19 protein-coding genes are annotated in these 15519 nt (G+C 72.4%); 10 read left to right on the forward strand and 9 right to left on the reverse strand.

Annotation, left to right across the window (positions count from 1 at the left end; all coding sequences use genetic code 11):
- The first annotated feature begins 33 nt into the window (after window positions 1-33).
- From erpA to VKK44_RS06075, 3 genes are all read left to right on the forward strand, one after another.
- The gene (gene erpA, locus VKK44_RS06065; RefSeq protein ID WP_343445853.1) at window positions 34-405 is read left to right on the forward strand and encodes an iron-sulfur cluster insertion protein ErpA; all 372 of its coding nucleotides are present in this window, start codon (window positions 34-36) and stop codon (window positions 403-405) included.
- Between the two features lie 174 nt (window positions 406-579).
- Window positions 580-1554: a carbohydrate kinase family protein gene (locus VKK44_RS06070; RefSeq protein ID WP_343445855.1), complete on the forward strand. Its 975-nt coding sequence runs from the start codon at window positions 580-582 to the stop codon at window positions 1552-1554.
- Window positions 1551-2111 (forward strand): AAA family ATPase, encoded by a 561-nt coding sequence (locus VKK44_RS06075; RefSeq protein WP_343445856.1) that lies wholly within the window; start codon window positions 1551-1553, stop codon window positions 2109-2111. The genes VKK44_RS06070 and VKK44_RS06075 overlap by 4 nt, the downstream gene beginning before the upstream one ends.
- Before the next feature lie 132 nt (window positions 2112-2243).
- On the opposite strand, the gene VKK44_RS06080 is transcribed toward VKK44_RS06075, so the two are convergent.
- Both VKK44_RS06080 and VKK44_RS06085 read right to left on the reverse strand, forming a co-directional pair.
- Window positions 2244-2483 (reverse strand): sulfurtransferase TusA family protein, encoded by a 240-nt coding sequence (locus VKK44_RS06080; RefSeq protein ID WP_343447688.1) that lies wholly within the window; start codon window positions 2481-2483, stop codon window positions 2244-2246.
- 53 nt (window positions 2484-2536) lie between these two features.
- Window positions 2537-3688 (reverse strand): cysteine desulfurase family protein, encoded by a 1152-nt coding sequence (locus tag VKK44_RS06085; RefSeq protein ID WP_343445857.1) that lies wholly within the window; start codon window positions 3686-3688, stop codon window positions 2537-2539.
- A gap of 170 nt (window positions 3689-3858) precedes the next feature.
- Between VKK44_RS06085 and ctaC the strand changes: the two genes are divergently transcribed.
- Window positions 3859-4830, forward strand: a complete 972-nt coding sequence (gene ctaC / locus VKK44_RS06090) for an aa3-type cytochrome oxidase subunit II (RefSeq protein ID WP_343445858.1) — start codon at window positions 3859-3861, stop codon at window positions 4828-4830.
- A gap of 10 nt (window positions 4831-4840) precedes the next feature.
- Window positions 4841-5269: a cytochrome c oxidase subunit 4 gene (locus tag VKK44_RS06095; protein WP_343445859.1), complete on the forward strand. Its 429-nt coding sequence runs from the start codon at window positions 4841-4843 to the stop codon at window positions 5267-5269.
- 217 nt (window positions 5270-5486) lie between these two features.
- Here the strand turns inward: VKK44_RS06095 and VKK44_RS06100 are convergent, their stop codons facing one another.
- The 4 genes from VKK44_RS06100 to VKK44_RS06115 form a co-directional block, all read right to left on the reverse strand.
- Entirely contained in the window at window positions 5487-5693 is a 207-nt protein-coding gene (locus VKK44_RS06100; protein ID WP_343445860.1) for a hypothetical protein, read from the reverse strand.
- 119 nt (window positions 5694-5812) lie between these two features.
- Window positions 5813-6859, reverse strand: a complete 1047-nt coding sequence (gene trpD / locus VKK44_RS06105) for an anthranilate phosphoribosyltransferase (RefSeq protein ID WP_343445861.1) — start codon at window positions 6857-6859, stop codon at window positions 5813-5815.
- A 77-nt stretch (window positions 6860-6936) separates the two neighbouring features.
- Window positions 6937-7335, reverse strand: coding sequence for a hypothetical protein (locus tag VKK44_RS06110; RefSeq protein WP_343445863.1), 399 nt, complete (start codon window positions 7333-7335; stop codon window positions 6937-6939).
- Window positions 7336-7382: 47 nt separating this feature from the next.
- Window positions 7383-8369: a cytochrome c oxidase assembly protein gene (locus VKK44_RS06115; protein ID WP_343445864.1), complete on the reverse strand. Its 987-nt coding sequence runs from the start codon at window positions 8367-8369 to the stop codon at window positions 7383-7385.
- A gap of 108 nt (window positions 8370-8477) precedes the next feature.
- Between VKK44_RS06115 and ctaE the strand changes: the two genes are divergently transcribed.
- From ctaE to VKK44_RS06140, 5 genes are all read left to right on the forward strand, one after another.
- Entirely contained in the window at window positions 8478-9077 is a 600-nt protein-coding gene (ctaE, locus tag VKK44_RS06120) for an aa3-type cytochrome oxidase subunit III (RefSeq protein WP_091059316.1), read from the forward strand.
- Between the two features lie 72 nt (window positions 9078-9149).
- On the forward strand, window positions 9150-9983 hold the full coding sequence (gene qcrC, locus VKK44_RS06125) for a cytochrome bc1 complex diheme cytochrome c subunit (protein ID WP_343445866.1): 834 nt from the start codon (window positions 9150-9152) through the stop codon (window positions 9981-9983).
- Between the two features lie 67 nt (window positions 9984-10050).
- Window positions 10051-11139: a cytochrome bc1 complex Rieske iron-sulfur subunit gene (qcrA, locus tag VKK44_RS06130; protein WP_343445867.1), complete on the forward strand. Its 1089-nt coding sequence runs from the start codon at window positions 10051-10053 to the stop codon at window positions 11137-11139.
- Window positions 11136-12767 carry a cytochrome bc1 complex cytochrome b subunit gene (gene qcrB / locus VKK44_RS06135; protein ID WP_343445868.1) on the forward strand — a complete coding sequence of 544 codons (1632 nt, stop codon included), beginning with the start codon at window positions 11136-11138 and terminating at the stop codon, window positions 12765-12767. The genes qcrA and qcrB overlap by 4 nt, the downstream gene beginning before the upstream one ends.
- Window positions 12768-12935: 168 nt before the next feature.
- A complete protein-coding gene (locus VKK44_RS06140; protein ID WP_343445869.1) occupies window positions 12936-13610 on the forward strand; it encodes a DUF4142 domain-containing protein in 675 nt (224 codons plus the stop codon).
- 62 nt (window positions 13611-13672) lie between these two features.
- On the opposite strand, the gene VKK44_RS06145 is transcribed toward VKK44_RS06140, so the two are convergent.
- From VKK44_RS06145 to VKK44_RS06155, 3 genes are all read right to left on the reverse strand, one after another.
- Window positions 13673-13960 carry an Lrp/AsnC family transcriptional regulator gene (locus VKK44_RS06145; RefSeq protein ID WP_343445870.1) on the reverse strand — a complete coding sequence of 96 codons (288 nt, stop codon included), beginning with the start codon at window positions 13958-13960 and terminating at the stop codon, window positions 13673-13675.
- A gap of 52 nt (window positions 13961-14012) precedes the next feature.
- Window positions 14013-14837, reverse strand: coding sequence for a nucleotidyltransferase family protein (locus VKK44_RS06150; RefSeq protein WP_343445871.1), 825 nt, complete (start codon window positions 14835-14837; stop codon window positions 14013-14015).
- Between the two features lie 122 nt (window positions 14838-14959).
- The gene (locus VKK44_RS06155; RefSeq protein ID WP_343445872.1) at window positions 14960-15499 is read right to left on the reverse strand and encodes an NUDIX hydrolase; all 540 of its coding nucleotides are present in this window, start codon (window positions 15497-15499) and stop codon (window positions 14960-14962) included.
- Window positions 15500-15519 lie beyond the last annotated feature (20 nt).

The raw sequence follows: 15519 nt of genomic DNA on the forward strand, positions 1-15519 counted from the left end.
TCCGGACCTCATACCGCGCAGGGAGACTTCCACGTGACCACGCCAGCGCAGACCGAGTCGACCGAGGCCAAGGAGGCCCCCAGCAGCGTCGTCCTCACCGACGTCGCGGCGCAGAAGGTCAAGGCCCTGATCGAGCAGGAGGGCCGCGACGACCTGCGGCTCCGGGTCGCCGTGCAGCCGGGCGGCTGCTCCGGCCTGCGGTACCAGCTCTTCTTCGACGAGCGGTCGCTCGACGGTGACGTCGTCACCGACTTCGGTGGTGTCGAGGTCGTCGTCGACCGGATGAGCGCCCCCTACCTGACCGGCGCCACGATCGACTTCGCCGACCGGATCGACGCCCAGGGCTTCACCATCGACAACCCGAACGCCGGCAGCTCCTGCGCCTGCGGCGACTCGTTCAGCTGAGTCGACGGGCCGAGACGCCCCGCCGAACGGCGGAACCATCCCTTCCGGGATGGTTCCGCCGTTTTCGTTGATACGCGAATGTGCGGAGAACAACCGGTTCACGACCGACATCGACCGGAGCGCCGAAACGCCCGGTAGGCTGACCGCGCCGTGCTCCCGACCACGAGGGTTGACATGAAGATCGCCGTGACCGGCTCGATCGCGACCGACCACCTGATGAGCTTTCCCGGTCGCTTCGCCGACCAGCTCATCGCGGACCAGCTCGACAAGGTCTCGCTCTCCTTCCTCGTCGACGAGCTGGTGCTCCGGCGCGGCGGCACCGCGGCCAACATCGCGTTCGGCATGGCCCAGCTCGGGCTGCGGCCGGTGCTGCTCGGCGCGGTCGGGGCGGACTTCGCCGACTACCGCTCCTGGCTGGAGCGGCACGGTGTCGACTGCGACTCGGTGCACGTCAGCGACGTGGCACACACGGCCCGCTTCGTCTGCACCACCGACACCGACATGTGCCAGATCGCGTCCTTCTACGCCGGGGCGATGAGCGAGGCCCGCAACATCGAGCTGGCCCCGGTGGCGCAGCGTCTCGGCGGCCTCGACCTGGTTCTGGTCAGCGCCAACGACCCGGCCGCGATGATCCGGCACTCCGCCGAGTGCCGCGAGCGCGGCTACGCCTTCGTCGCCGACCCGTCCCAGCAGCTCGCCCGCATGGACGGCGCGGACGTGCTCGGCCTGGTCGACGGCGCGGAGTACCTGATGACCAACGAGTACGAGAAGTCGCTGCTGCTGAGCAAGGCCGGCCTGACCGACGAGCAGTTGCTGGACCGGGTGAAGGTGCGGGTCACCACGCTGGGCAAGCACGGGGTGGAGATCGCCGGCCGGGAGGTCGGCACCGTCCGGGTGCCGGTCGCGCGGGAGATCCAGGCGGTCGACCCGACCGGCGTCGGCGACGGCTTCCGGGCCGGTTTCTTCGCCGCGCTCGACTGGGGCGTCGGGCTGGAGCGCGCCGCCCAGGTCGGCTGCCTGCTGGCCACCCTGGTGCTGGAGAACTTCGGCGGCCAGGAGTACGAGGTCCGGCGGGACCTGTTCGTGAAGCGGCTCGCCGAGTCGTACGGGGACTCGGCCGCCGAGGACGTCCGGCCGCACCTGCTGTGAGCGGGGCGACCGGCCCGGCCGGCGGGGTGGGCCCGGAGGCGGTCCGCCCCGGCTCGGGCGGGCCGGTGCTGGTCGCCTTCGCCGGGCTGCCCGGCGTGGGCAAGAGCACGCTCGCCGTCCGGGTCGGCGCCGCGCTGCGCGCCCCGGTCCTCCCGGTCGACCCGGTCGAACGGGCCCTGGGCCGCTACGGACTGGTCGGCGACGTGCCCGGGATGGCCGCGTACGGCGCGGTCGCCGGGCTCGCCGAGGTGCAGCTCGGCCTCGGGTTGAGCGTGGTGGTCGACGCGGTGAACCCGGTCGCTTCCGCCCGCGGTCTCTGGCACGACCTGGCCGAACGGGCCGGCGTGCCGCTGCGGGTGATCGAGGTGCACTGCGGTGACGAGGCGGAGCACCGGCGTCGGGTCGAGACCCGGCCGCCCGGCGAGCAGGCGACCGTGACCTGGGAGCAGACGCTGCTACGCCGCGCCGGGTACGAGCCGCTGATCGGCCCCCGCCTGGTGGTCGACACCGCCGTGGCGACCGACCCCCTCCCCGGCATCCTCGCCTACCTGACCTGACCCCCCACCCCCCCAATCCGCCCGCGCAGATTCACGGAAAGCGTGGCCAATTCCGGCCTGGAAGCCACTCTTTCCGTGAATCTGCGCCGGGCCCGCCGGGCCCGCCGCGTGCGGTGGGTGCGGTGGGTGCGGTCAGGGGGCGCGGCGGATGTCGTAGGCGGGGCCCCGGTCCGGGTGGGCGGCGAGGAACTCGTGGCCGCGCATCCGGCAGAAGGCCGGGATGTCCACGGCCGCGGCCGGGTCGTCGGCCAGCACCCGGACCACGGCCCCGGTCGGCAGGTCGGGCAGCCGGCGGGCCAGGTTGATCACCGGGAGCGGGCAGCGCTGGCCCCGGCAGTCGAGCACCTCGACCGGCTCGCTCCCCGCGCCCACCGGGTCGCCGTCGTTCCCGGCTGCGGGGCTCGCCGGACCGGTTCGCTCCCCGCTCACAGGCCGGTCACCCCCGCCTCGGCGCGCAGGTCGGCGACGATGCCGGGCAGTTCGGTGAGGAACCGCTCCACGTCCGCCTCGGTGGTCTCCCGGTGCAGCGACACCCGCACGTTGCCGTGCGACAGCACCCCCATCGCCTCCAGCACGTGCGACGGGCGCAGCGTCGACGCGGTGCAGGACGAACCGGAGGAGACCGCGAAGCCGCGCCGGTCCAGCGCGTGCAGCAGCGCCTCGCCGTCCACGTACAGGCAGGAGAACGTCACCAGGTGGGGGAGCCGGTCCACCGGGTCGCCGACCACCTCCACGTCCGGCACCTCCGCCGCCACCCGGGCCCGGATCCGGTCCACCAGCGGCGCCAGCCGGGCCGCCTCGGCCGCCGCGTCGGCCACCGCCGCGCGCAGGCTCGCCGCCGCGGCCACCACCGCCGGCAGGTTCACCACCCCCGGGGTACGCCCCGACTCCCGTTCGTCGGCCGGGTACGGCGACTCCCACCGGGTGCCCTTGCGCACCACCAGCAGGCCGACGCCGGGCGGCCCGCCCCACTTGTGCGCGCTGGCGGTCAGCACCGACCAACCCGCCGGCAGCGGCGCCCGGCCGACCAGTTGGGCCGCGTCCACGTACAGCGGGACGCCCGCCTCGGCGCACACCTCGGCCGCCGCCGGCACCGGCTGCACGGTGCCCACCTCGTGGCTGGCCCCGATCAGCGCGGCCAGCGCCACACCGGGGGCGGTCACCGCCGCCGCCCAGGCGTCCAGGTCGAGCCGGCCGAGCCGGTCCACGGGTACGGAGACCGCGTCGCCCCCACCGGCGGTGTGCCGTTGCGCCGCGTGCAGCACCGCCGAGTGTTCGATCGCCGAGTGCGCCAGCGTCGTGCCGGCCCGCCGCCGCCCGGCCAGTCCGCCCAGCACGGCGGCGTGCGCGGCGGCCGTACCGCTGGGGGTGAAGGAGAGTTCGTCGGCGCGGACGCCGAGCGTCTGCGCGGCGGCCTCCCGGGCGGCGTCGAGGAGTTGGCGGGCCCGGCGGGCCGGCGCGTAGAGCCGGGCCGGGTCGGCCCAGCCGTCGTCCAGGGCGGCCAGCAGCGCCTGCCGCGCGACCGGATGGAGCGGGACGGCGGAGGCGGCGTCCAGGTAGACCGGGGAGGCGCTCATGGTCCTCCACGCTATCGCCCGGGTCCGCCCACGATCTCCCCGAAGGGGGCGGACAGTGACCCCAAGACCGCCTGGCCCGCCATGGTCGAGTAATCTGCGACCGTCGGTGACGCCTTTGCCGTCGGTGTCAGGAGAACAACCGCCGCGGCGCGCTAGGGAGGCAGGACCAGGTGGTCGCAAGGAGTTCGGAGGTACGGCCGTCGGCCGTACGGCACAGCGCTTCCCCGGGGGCCGGTGGGCGTCGGCGGCGTGGTGCTGGTCGACTCGCCGGGCTCGGTCTCGGCGGAGCGGCGCTGCTGGTTGCGCTCACCGGCTGTGACGTCGGCAAGACGTTCGGCGGCTTCGGCTGGCCCCAGGGTGGCATCACGCCCGAGTCGCACCGGATGTACGACCTGTGGATCGCGTCCTGCATCGCGGCGCTGGCGGTCGGCGTGTTCGTCTGGGGCCTGATCTTCTGGTGCGTGGTCCGTTACCGCAAGCGCGGCAACGAGCTGCCGGTGCAGACCCGCTACAACCTGCCGATGGAGTTCCTTTACACCATCGCGCCGATCCTCGTGGTCTCCGTGCTCTTCTACTACACGGCGGTCGTGCAGACCGACGTGAACAAGGAGACGAAGAACCCCGACGTCACCGTCGAGGTCGTCGCGTTCAAGTGGAACTGGCAGTTCAACTACCGTGACGGTCAGGGCCGGGAGGCCAACACGGTCGCCTCGACGCTGGGCACCAGCGAGGTCATCCCGGTGCTGGTGCTGCCGAGCGGCCGGTCGATCCGGTTCGAGGAGCAGAGCCGCGACGTCATCCACTCGTTCTGGGTGCCGGAGCTGCTGTTCAAGCGCGACGTCATGCCGGGCAACGTCCGCAACACGTTCGAGGTCTCCAGCATCGACCAGGAGGGCGCGTTCGTCGGCCGCTGCGCCGAGCTGTGCGGCAGCTACCACGCGTTCATGAACTTCGAGCTGCGGGTCGTCTCGCCGGCGAAGTTCGACCAGTTCCTGGCCGCCAAGAAGGCCGGCAACTCGACCCAGGACGCGCTCAAGGCGATCGGTGAGCCCGAGTACGCCACCGAGACCAAGCCGTTCGACACGCGGCGCAACACCGCCAACTTCAACCCGTCCGACGCGTCGGCCGGCGCGGGAAGCTGAGAGGTTCGGCATGAAGACCGAGTGGAAGATCTTCCTGACCATCGCCGCGTTCCTCCTCGGCGCGACCGTGCTCTACGCCGCCTGGACGTACGGCGACAGCGGCGGCCGGGTCGAGTGGGTCGGCACCGTGGCGCTGCTGCTCTCCTTCCTGCTGTGCACGATGTGCGGCGGCTTCTTCTGGTTCGTCTCCCGGCGGATCGACCTGCGCCCGGAGGACCGGGCGGACGGCGAGATCGCCGACGGCGCCGGCGAGATCGGCTTCTTCAGCCCGGGCAGCTACTGGCCGTTCGGCCTGGCCCTGGCCGCCGCGCTCGCCGGCCTGGGGCTCGTGTTCTGGCAGTTCTGGCTGCTGGGCCTGGGCCTGGTGGCGGTGGTCTTCGCCGCCTGCGGGCTGCTCTTCGAGTACTACTCCGGCACCCGCCGCACCGCCGAACACTGACCCGCACCGTCTCCGCCGCAGGCCCGCGCCCCCTCCGGGGCCGCGGGCCTGCGGCTTTTCCCGGCCCCCAATCGCCTGATCAAGGGGTTTGCGTCCGCGCGGTTCCCTGCTCCGACGCGAACTCCTTGGTCACGGAGTGGGGGCCGGGGTCGCCTCGCCTGGGGTGCCGGGCGGGCCTGGGGCGCCCGGCGGTCGTCCGGACCGGTGCGGGATGGGGTCAGGCGGCGTGGCGGTGGGCGGGGCGGGGGGCACGCCCGCGGGCGCGACGCGGGGCGGGCGACGCGAACGAGGCGATCAGCACGGCCGCGCCGCAGCCGGTGCAGGCCAGCTCCGGGCAGTCGGCGCCGTGCCCGTCGCCGCAGAGCGGCGCCTCGAACAGCACGACGCCCTCACAGGTGTCGCAGTAGAGCTCGCGGTCCGACACGGGCGTCTCCTTTCGCTCCGGTGCCGGCCGTGGCGGGGCGCCGTGGACCGACAGAGCTATCGACCGAAAACGGAAAATTACTCCCCTGTAGTTTGGCACGGGGGTCCGACACCCACCGTTCAGGCGGTGCGCGCGACCTCCAGCCAGCGCTCCAGCACGGTCGCGGCGGCGCCCGAGTCGACCGACTCGGCGGCCCGGTCCAGGTTGGCGCGCAGCGCCTCGTGCAGGTCGCCGTCGAGCGGGCCCTGGGTGGCCAGCGCGACCGCGGCGTTCACCAGCACGCTGTCGCGCACCGGACCGGTCTCCCCGGCCAGCAGCCGCCGGACCACGTCGGCGTTGTAGACGGCGTCTCCGCCGCGCAGGTCGGCGAGGGTGGCCCGGGGCACCCCGAGTTCCGCCGCGTCCAGCAGCGACTCCCTGACGGTGCCCTGTTGCGCCACCCAGACCCGGGTCGGCGCGCCGGTGCTGAACTCGTCCAGCCCGTCCTCGCCGCGCAGCACGATCGCCGAGTCGCCGCGCGCCGCGAAGACGGCGGCCATCACCGGCGCCATCCGCCTGTCGAAGCAGCCGACCGCACCCGCCCGGGGTCGCGCCGGGTTGGTCAGCGGGCCGAGGAAGTTGAACGCCGTGGGTACGCCGATCTCGCGCCGGACCGGGCCGGTGTGCCGCATGCCGGGGTGGAAGCGGGCGGCGAAGCAGAAGCCGATGCCGGCCTCGGTGACGCAGCGGGCCACCTGCTCCGGAGCCAGGTCGAGCGGCACGCCGAGCTGCTCCAGCACGTCGGCGGTGCCGCAGGAGGAGGAAGCGGCCCGGTTGCCGTGCTTCACCACCCGGACGCCCGCGCCGGCGACCACCAGCGCCGCCATGGTGGAGATGTTGACCGTGTGGGCGAGGTCGCCGCCGGTGCCCACCACGTCGAGCGCGGTGGCGCGGATCTCCTCGGGCAGGTGCACCGGCACGGCCCGGGTCAGCATCGTCTCGACCAGGCCGCCCAGCTCGGCCGGGGTCTCACCCTTGGTGCGCAGCGCCACGGCGAAGCCGGCGATCTGCGCCGGGGTGGCCGAGCCGGCCATGATCTCGCCCATCGCCCAGGCGGTGTCGGCGGCGGAGAGCTCCTCGCCGCGCAGCAGCGCGTTGAGCAGAAGCGGCCAGGTCCGTTCGCCCATGGCGGGCCTCCCGAGCGGCGTGAGGAAAGCGGTTGGGGGCGCGCCACGGCCGCGTCGCCGTGGCGCCGCAGGGTGGATCAGGCCGCGGCGTGGGTGCGGCGCAGCAGCTCGGCCACCGTGCTGCCGGCGATCACCGGGTCCAGCGGGTGGGTCAGCGTGGCGTCGACCTCGGCGTACGCGGCGAGCCAGCGGTCCGCGGCGCGGGCCAGCACCACGCAGGTCGGCGGCGCGTCGTCCCGGTCGTCCTTGATCTGCCGGGCGATGCCGATGCCGCCGCCCGGGCTCGCCTCGCCGTCGAGCACCAGCAGGTCGATCTCGTAGTCGTCGACCAGCCGGACGCAGCCGGCGTAGTCGGACGCCTCGACGAACTCGATCTCGATGCCGGGCGCCGGCCGGGTGCCGACGGCGAGCCGCATCCGGTCCCGGACCTTCGGGTCGTCGCTGTAGAGCAGGACGGTGCAAAGACGATCGCTCATCGTGACGTGGCTCCCACCTCGTAGCTGCCCGCTGATCGTAGCGGGCGTCACATTCCGTCGGTGGGCCCGGTCCCGGCCCCGGCGCTCGCCTCGGCGGCGCGCTCGCGGGCCTCCTGGCGGTCCAGCTCGCGGTCCAGCCGGCGGGCCTCGCGCTCGGACTGTTTGATCCACTGCACCACCAGCACGGCCAGCATGGTGATGCTGACGAACTCGCCGCCGGCCCAGAGGATGCCGCCGGCGACCACCTGGTCGTTGCGCGGGTCGGACCAGGCCAGGTTCAGCGACGGGTACCAGTCGCCGCCGAGCAGCGTGGTGCTCTGCATGATGGTGAGCCCGAGCACGGTGTGGAACGGCACCGAGAGCAGCATGAGCAGCGCGCGGGCCGGGTACGGCCAGCGTCCGGGCAGCGGGTCCAGGCCGAGCAGCGGCCAGAAGAAGACGCAGCCGGTCATGATGAAGTGCGCGTGCACCAGCTCGTGCGCCCACTCGTGGCGCAGGGTGAACTCGTAGAGGTTGGTGAAGTAGAGCACGAACGGGTTCGCCACGAAGATGGCGAACGCCACCAGCGGGAAGCTGTAGATCCGGGCGACCCGGCTGTGCACGATCGCGAGCAGCCGCTTGCGGGGCCGCACCGGCAGCGTGCGCAGCGCCAGCGTCACCGGGGCGCCCAGCGCCAGGAAGATCGGCGCGATCATCGACAGCACCATGTGCTGCACCATGTGCACCGAGAGCAGCGCGGTGTCGTACGCGCCGAGCCCGCTGACCGTGACCGCGGCGATGCCGCCGAGGCCGGGGCCGAGGAACGCGACGGTGCGCAGCACCGGCCACCGGTCGCCGCGCAGCCGCAACCGGTGCACCCCGTAGAGGTAGAGCCCGGCGGCGAGCACCAGGCCCAGCGTGAGCCAGCTCTCCAGCCGGGTCTCGGTGAGCACCCGGGCCACGGTGAACGGCGGTGGGGCGGCCTCGCCCCCCGCCGCCAGGGTCGCCGGGGTGGCGACCGAGGTGACGGCGAGGATCTGATCGACGTGCAGCACGCTTTTCAGGGTAGGTCAGGCGAAGCGGACGGCCACGATCGGGCCACTACGGGCCCGGGTTTGCCACCCCGCTGATCGTCGGTCCCGGTCAAGGGCAATAATGACCGCGTGACTGCGGCCCCAGCCATTGACAAGAGCCGGATCCACTCCCTGACGCGTCCCAACATGGTCAGCGTCGGGACGATCGTCTGGCTCTCCAGCGAACTCATGTTCTTCGCGGCGCTGTTCGCGATGTACTTCTCGATCCGCGCGGCGGCGCCGGAGCAGTGGGAGAAGCACACCGAGGTTCTCAACATCCCGTACGCGACCACCTTCACGGTGATCCTCGTGCTCTCCTCGGTGACCTGCCAGCTCGGTGTCTTCGCGGCCGAGAAGGGCGACGTCCACGCCCTGCGTCGGTGGTTCACGATCACCTTCGTGATGGGTCTGATCTTCGTGCTCGGCCAGGCGAACGAGTACCGGACCCTGGTGCACGAGGGCGTCAAGATCAACGAAGACGGTTACGGGTCGATGTTCTACCTGACCACCGGCTTCCACGGTCTGCACGTGACCGGCGGGCTGATCGCCTTCATCATCTTCATGGTCCGCACCACCATGGGCCGGTTCACCCCGGCGCAGGCGACCTCGGCGATCGTCGTGTCCTACTACTGGCACTTCGTCGACGTCGTGTGGATCGGGCTGTACGCCATGATCTACTGGCTTCAGTGATCTTGGCGCGTCACGAACCGCGCCGCTGCTCCGTCCCCTGAGACAAGGTCCAACCGGTTAAGGACACAGGTCATGACTTCTGACAACGACCGCCGACGCGGTCTGCTCGCGCGGTTGCGCGGGCGGCCCGTGGCGCGCAGCAGGGGCCGCCGCCGGCTGGGTGCCGCGGTCCGGCTGGCCGCCGCGCTGATGCTGGCCGGCGGCGCCTACACCGTCTTCGCCCCGGGCGTGCAGGCGCAGGACAACCCGCCGCTGACCGCCGCCGGCAACGAGGGCAAGGCGCTGTTCGACGTGAGCTGCGTGACCTGTCACGGTCGCAACGCCCAGGGCGTCGAGGGTCGGGGCCCGAGCCTGATCGGCGTCGGGTCGGCGTCGGTCGAGTTCCAGGTCGGCAGCGGTCGCATGCCGATGGCCCGGCAGGAGGCGCAGGCCATGCGCAAGCCTCCGCAGTTCACCGACGAGCAGGTGCGCCAGCTCGGGCAGTACATCCAGGAGCTCGGCGGCGGCCCGCAGGTGCCGTCGGGCAACCTGCGCGACGGCGCCAACATGTCCACCGGTGGCGAGCTGTTCCGGATCAACTGCTCGCAGTGCCACGCGTTCGGTGGCGGCGGTGGGGCGCTCTCCTCCGGCAAGTACGCGCCGAGCCTCAAGCCGGCCAGCGACCGGCAGATCTACGCCGCCATGCTGAGCGGCCCGCAGAACATGCCGGTGTTCGGCGACAACCAGATCACTCCCCAGGAGAAGGCGGACATCATCGCCTACATCCAGGAGACCCTGAAGAGCGACCAGGACCAGGGCGGTTTCAACCTGGGCCGGTACGGCCCGTCGACCGAGGGGCTGGCGATCTTCCTGGTCGGCATCGTCGCGCTGGTCTTCGCGAGCCTGTGGATTGCGGGCAAGTCGTGACCCGGTCGAACGTCTGTAGGATTGCCCTGGTGCCGGCCACCGGCGCCACGTGTAGCGAGGTGACGGCATGAGCACCCACACCGAGCACCAGGCCCCGCAGGGTCCGGAGCCGGTCGACGTGTACGACCCCCGGCTCTCCCGGTTCGAGATCGTCCAGGAGGGCGCCCGGCGGGACGACATCGAGATCGTCCACTACGAGGAGCAGGTCGTCCCGGGCAGCAAGGCGGAGCGCCGGCTGACCCGTACGGTCGCGCTGATGTTCCTGCTGACCGGCGTCGCCGCCACCGCCTTCCTGGTGATCTACATCTGGTGGCCGTGGCAGTGGGAGGCCGGTCGGGGCGGAGACAAGCTCTACACGCCGCTGCTCGGCCTGACCCTGGGCCTCGCCCTGCTCGGCGTCGGCTTCGGCATCCTGACCTGGGGCAAGAAGCTGCTGCCCAAGGAGGTCTCGATCCAGGACCGGCACGACCAGGGCGGCAACCCGGAGGATCGCAAGATCACCGGCGAGACCATGCTCTACCTGGCCGACGAGCTCGGGGTGAAGCGGCGTCCGCTGCTCGGCATCTCGCTGCTGGCCGGCCTGGCTCCGGTCGGCGCGGTCGCCGCGGCGCCACTGATCGGTGGCCTGATCGAGCAGCCGCACAAGAACAACCAGATGTTCACCACCGGCTTCGCGCCGGCCGAGGGCGGCGAGAAGATCCGGCTGATCCGCGAGGACGGCCGGCCGATCCGCCCGGCGGACGTCAGCGTCGGCGGCCAGCTCACCGTGTTCCCGGGCATCGAGGGCGGCGTCAGCAACCGGCACGCCGACTCCCCGACCCTGCTGATCCACCTGCGCGAGGACGACGCGCAGAAGTCGCGCGCCGCCAACGAGCGCAAGGGCCGCGGCGACTTCATGTGGGGCAACTACGTCGCGTTCTCCAAGATCTGCACGCACGCCGGTTGCCCGGCCAGCCTCTACGAGCAGCAGACCAACCGGCTGCTCTGCCCCTGCCACCAGTCCCAGTTCCTCATCACCGACAACGCCAAGCCGATCTTCGGCCCGGCGAACCGGCCGCTGCCGCAGCTGCCGATCGAGGTGGACGAGGAAGGCTTCTTCGTGGCGAGGTCCGACTACACCGAGACCATCGGTCCCGACTTCTGGGAGCGGCCATGAAGCGCCGAAAGTTCGATGCGGCCGCGCTGCCGGCCAAGACCGCCGGGGCGGTGGACGACCGCTTCCAGGTCGCCACGCCGCTGCGCAAGCTGCTGAACAAGGTCTTCCCCGACCACTGGTCCTTCCTGCTCGGCGAGATCGCGCTGTTCTCGTTCGTGGTGCTGCTGCTGACCGGTGTGTTCCTGACCTTCTTCTACGAGCCGGCGATGACCGAGGTGACCTACGACGGCAGCTACGCGCCGTTGCGGGGCACCCCGATGTCGGCCGCGTACGCCTCCAGCCTGGACATCTCGTTCGACGTCCGGGGCGGTCTGATCATGCGGCAGATGCACCACTGGGCGGCCCTGCTGTTCATGGCCGCGATCGTGGTGCACATGCTCCGGGTCTTCTTCACCGGCGCGTTCCGCAAGCCGCGCGAGACCAACTGGATCATCGGCTCGCTGCTGTTCTGGGTCGGCTTCCTGGCCGGTTTCACCGGCTACTCGCTGCCTGACGACGGCCTCTCCGGCACCGGCCTGCGGATCGCCTCGGGCATCATCCTGTCGATCCCGGTGGTCGGTTCCTGGGTCAGCTCGTCGATCTTCGGCGGGGAGTTCCCCGGCATGATCATCATCAGCCGCTTCTTCATCGCCCACGTGCTGCTCATCCCGGGCCTGCTGGTGGCGCTGATCAGCGTGCACCTGGGCCTGGTCTTCAAGCAGAAGCACACCCAGTGGCCCGGCCCCGGCCGGACCAACGAGAACGTGGTCGGCGAGCGGATGTTCCCGCGCTACGCGCTCAAGCAGGGCGGCTTCTTCATGGTCGTCTTCGGCGTGATCGCGCTGATGGGTGGCCTCTTCCAGATCAACCCGATCTGGTACTTCGGCCCCTACGAGGCGTGGGTGGTCTCGGCGGCCAGCCAGCCCGACTGGTACGTCATGTTCCTCGACGGCTCGACCCGACTCATGCCGGGTTGGGAGATCAGCATCCCGATCGGCGACGGGTACGTCATCCCGCCGCTGTTCTGGCCGACGGTCGTGCTCCCCGGCATCCTGGTGGGCCTGTCGACGATGTACCCGTTCCTGGAGGCCCGCCGCCTCAAGGACTACAAGCACCACAACCTGCTCCAGCGGCCCCGGGACGTGCCGGCCCGGACCGCGGTGGGCGCCATGGCGGTCGCCTTCTACGTCGTGCTGACGCTCTCCGGCGGCAACGACGTCATCGCCGACAAGTTCCACATCAGTTTGAACGCGATGACCTGGGCCGGCCGGGTCGGCCTGCTGGTGATCCCGCCGCTGGCCTACTACGTCACCTACCGGATCTGCCTGGGCCTCCAGCAGCACGACCGGGAGGTGCTGGCCCACGGCGTGGAGACCGGCATCATCAAGCGGCTGCCCGACGGCCGGTTCGTCGAGGTCCACCAGCCGCTCACGTCGGCGGACGGACACGACGGCCACGCCCCGGCGCTGGACTACGCCGGCTGGGTGGTGCCGAAGAAGATGAACCGGCTCGGTGCCCTCGGGCCCGCCATCCGGGGCTTCTTCTACCCGATCGAGAAGCCGGCCGAGGCGCCGGTCTCGCCGGGTCACCCGCCGGTCGAGCCCCGAGGAGAACGGGAGGAGATCGGCAGCGGCGAGAGCCGACGCTGACCCTTCCGGGTACGACTGACCGTGGCGCCCGCCGGATCCTTCCGGCGGGCGCCACGTCCGTTTCCGCCGCGATCGGCGGCCCGGTGCGCCCCGGACGGGTGGAATCGCAGGAATAACCCCGGTCAGCCGGGTATCCGTGCGGTCCGACGTCTCATGGGGGAGGAACGCATGCGGGGAATCAAACGCCTGGGTCTGCTGGCTGCGCTGGTGGTCGTGGGGCTGGCGCCCGCCGCCGCGGCACAGGCCGCGGCGCAGCCGTCGACGCAGGACACCCAGTATCTGCAGGCGCTGCACCAGGTCAACCTGTTCGAGATCACCGCCGGTAACCTGGCCCAGCAGAAGGGCCAGAACCAGCAGGTCAAGGACCTGGGCAAGATGTTCGTCACGGACCACACCCAGCTGGACCAGACGGTGCAGTCGACCGCGCAGCAGCTCAACGTGCAGCTACCGGCCGACCCGACCGCCGACCAGCAGAAGGTCCTCGACAAGCTGAACGGGCTCAACGGCGCCCAGTTCGACAAGGCGTGGGTGACCGCCCAGCTCGCCGGCCACGTCCAGGCCATCCAGGCCACCCAGACGGAGATCTCGCAGGGCTCCGAGCAGTCGGTGGTGCAGCTCGCCCAGGACGCGCTGCCGGTCCTGCAGGCGCACTACGACGCGCTGGTGGCGCTGGCCCAGACGCTGGGCGTCCCGATTCCGCAGACCAGCGCCAGCGGCACGCCCAGCCCGGGTGGCACCACGTCGCCGGCGCCGGGCGGCACCGAGTCGCCGGCGCCTGGCGGCACCGGGACCGAGGAGCCCGCTCCGGGCACCACGGAGACCCCGGCGCCCGCGCAGAGCTGACCGGCCGTACGACCGGCGGTGGCCGGTCCGCCCCGCACCGGGGTGGGCCGGCCACCGGCGTCTCAGTCGGCGCTGGCCAGCCCGATCGCGAACGCCTCCTCCAGGTCGTGCTGGGAGTAGGCCCGGAACGCGATGTGCGACTCGGTGTTGAGCACGCCGGGCACCTTGGAGATGCTGCCGGCGATGACCTGGGCGATCTGCTCGAACTCGCGCACCCGGACCATGGCGATCAGGTCCACGTGCCCGGCCACCGAGTAGACCTCGCTGACGCCGGGCAGGTTGGCCAGGTTCTCGGCCACCTCGGGGATGGAGTCGGTGGCGCAGTCGATCAGCACGATCGCGGTGATCACGGGACGTTTCTCCGTTCGTCGGCGACGAGCCCCATGCTAGAGCGCGGTGCGGTCACCGCGCGGCCGGGACGGTCAGGTCGGCGCCGGCCCGGATCACACCGTCGAGGCGTTCCCCGGCGGCGACGGTCGCGCCCGGCCAGATCACCGACCGGTCGACCGTGCCGTGGACCCGCGCGCCGGCCCCGACCACCGAGCGGGTGACCGGCCCGTCCACGGTCGCGGACGGGTCGACCAGCCCGGCCGGACCGGCGGCGTGCAGGTTGGCGGCCAGGTAGTCGGCCGGCGTGCCGGTGTCGTAGAACGTCCCCCGGTAGCGGATCACGGTCAGCGCGCCGGCCGCCTCCGCCGGCCGCCACACGGCCCGGACCAGCTCGTCGAACGTGGCCGGCAGAGCCCGGACCAGCCGCCAGGGCAGCAGTGAGAGACCGGCGAAGCGGTGGCCGGCGAAGGTGCCGGGGGCGGCCGGGTCGTCGACCGGCCGGCCGAGCAGGCGTACGCTCCGCCCGTCCCAGCCGTCGAGCAGCGCGGCCACGTCGGGGCCGGGTGGGGCCGCCGGGTCGGCCAGGTACGCGTCGGCGTTGGCGACCAGCACGCCCCGCCCGGCGATCCAGTCCCGCAGCCGGCCGACGCCGCCGGCGGTGCCCAGCGGGTCGCCCGGCTCGACGGAGAGGTGGGCCCGGTCGCCGACCCACGCGGTCACCTGGTCGCCCAGGTAACAGGCGTTCACCGCGACCCGGTCCGGGCCGGTCAGGCCGAGGCCGGCCAGCCGCGCCAGGGCGCGGTCGAGCAGCGGCACGTTGCCGACCGGGCAGAGCGCCTTCGGTACCCGCTCGGTGAGCGGGCGCAGCCGGGTGCCCGCACCGGCCGCCAGCACCACCGCGCACACCTCGCCCCCCGCCGTCGGGCCGTCGCCCGCTGCCGGGCTGCCGCCGGACGCTGAGCGGCCGTGCACCGATGGCGCGCTGCCGGGCTGCGGGACCTCCGTGCCGGGCCCGGGGCTCACGCGGACGGGGGCGCGGGCGGCGGGGCCTCGCCGGCGCGCGGGCCGATGCCGTAGTAGGCGAGCAGGTTGGCGGTGGCGCGACTGAGCCGGGGCAGCTCGTCCAGCGGGTGCCAGGCGGCCTCCAACACCTCGGCCCCGTCCACCTTCAGCGCGGTGCGCGACGCCGGCACCGTCACCTCGAAGACCACGTCCACCCAGCCCTTGGCGTGCACCACCGCGTTCGGCACCGCCGGCCGGAGCCGGTCGGGGGAGAGCCGGATGCCGGACTCCTCGTGCAGCTCCCGGGCGGCGCCGACCACCGGGGGCTCGCCGCGTTGCAGCAGGCCGGCGGGGAGGCTCCAACTGTGGCCGGGGGGCTGGCGCAGCAGCAGGATCCGCCCCGCGCCGGTGGCCTCCGCGTCCCGGACCAGCGTGACCGCGCCCACGATGTACTTCGGCACGGCCATCCGGACCAGTCGCCGCCGCAGCGGGACCGGCAACCGGTAGAAGAGGCGGTAGCCGAAGGCCCGTCCGGTGGCACGCGCGCGGGGGATCATGCCTTCAGGCTAGTGGCCGG

The sequence above is a fragment of the Micromonospora sp. DSM 45708 genome, assembly GCF_039566955.1.
Taxonomy (GTDB): domain Bacteria; phylum Actinomycetota; class Actinomycetes; order Mycobacteriales; family Micromonosporaceae; genus Micromonospora.

Coding starts and splice junctions, on each gene's coding strand:
- VKK44_RS06070 (WP_343445855.1), top strand. CDS start 580: ATGAAGATCGCCGTGACCGGCTCGATCGCGACCGACCACCTGATGAGC.
- VKK44_RS06085 (WP_343445857.1), bottom strand. CDS start 3,688: ATGAGCGCCTCCCCGGTCTACCTGGACGCCGCCTCCGCCGTCCCGCTC.
- VKK44_RS06095 (WP_343445859.1), top strand. CDS start 4,841: ATGAAGACCGAGTGGAAGATCTTCCTGACCATCGCCGCGTTCCTCCTC.
- trpD (WP_343445861.1), bottom strand. CDS start 6,859: ATGGGCGAACGGACCTGGCCGCTTCTGCTCAACGCGCTGCTGCGCGGC.
- VKK44_RS06110 (WP_343445863.1), bottom strand. CDS start 7,335: ATGAGCGATCGTCTTTGCACCGTCCTGCTCTACAGCGACGACCCGAAG.
- qcrC (WP_343445866.1), top strand. CDS start 9,150: ATGACTTCTGACAACGACCGCCGACGCGGTCTGCTCGCGCGGTTGCGC.
- qcrA (WP_343445867.1), top strand. CDS start 10,051: ATGAGCACCCACACCGAGCACCAGGCCCCGCAGGGTCCGGAGCCGGTC.
- qcrB (WP_343445868.1), top strand. CDS start 11,136: ATGAAGCGCCGAAAGTTCGATGCGGCCGCGCTGCCGGCCAAGACCGCC.
- VKK44_RS06140 (WP_343445869.1), top strand. CDS start 12,936: ATGCGGGGAATCAAACGCCTGGGTCTGCTGGCTGCGCTGGTGGTCGTG.
- VKK44_RS06155 (WP_343445872.1), bottom strand. CDS start 15,499: ATGATCCCCCGCGCGCGTGCCACCGGACGGGCCTTCGGCTACCGCCTC.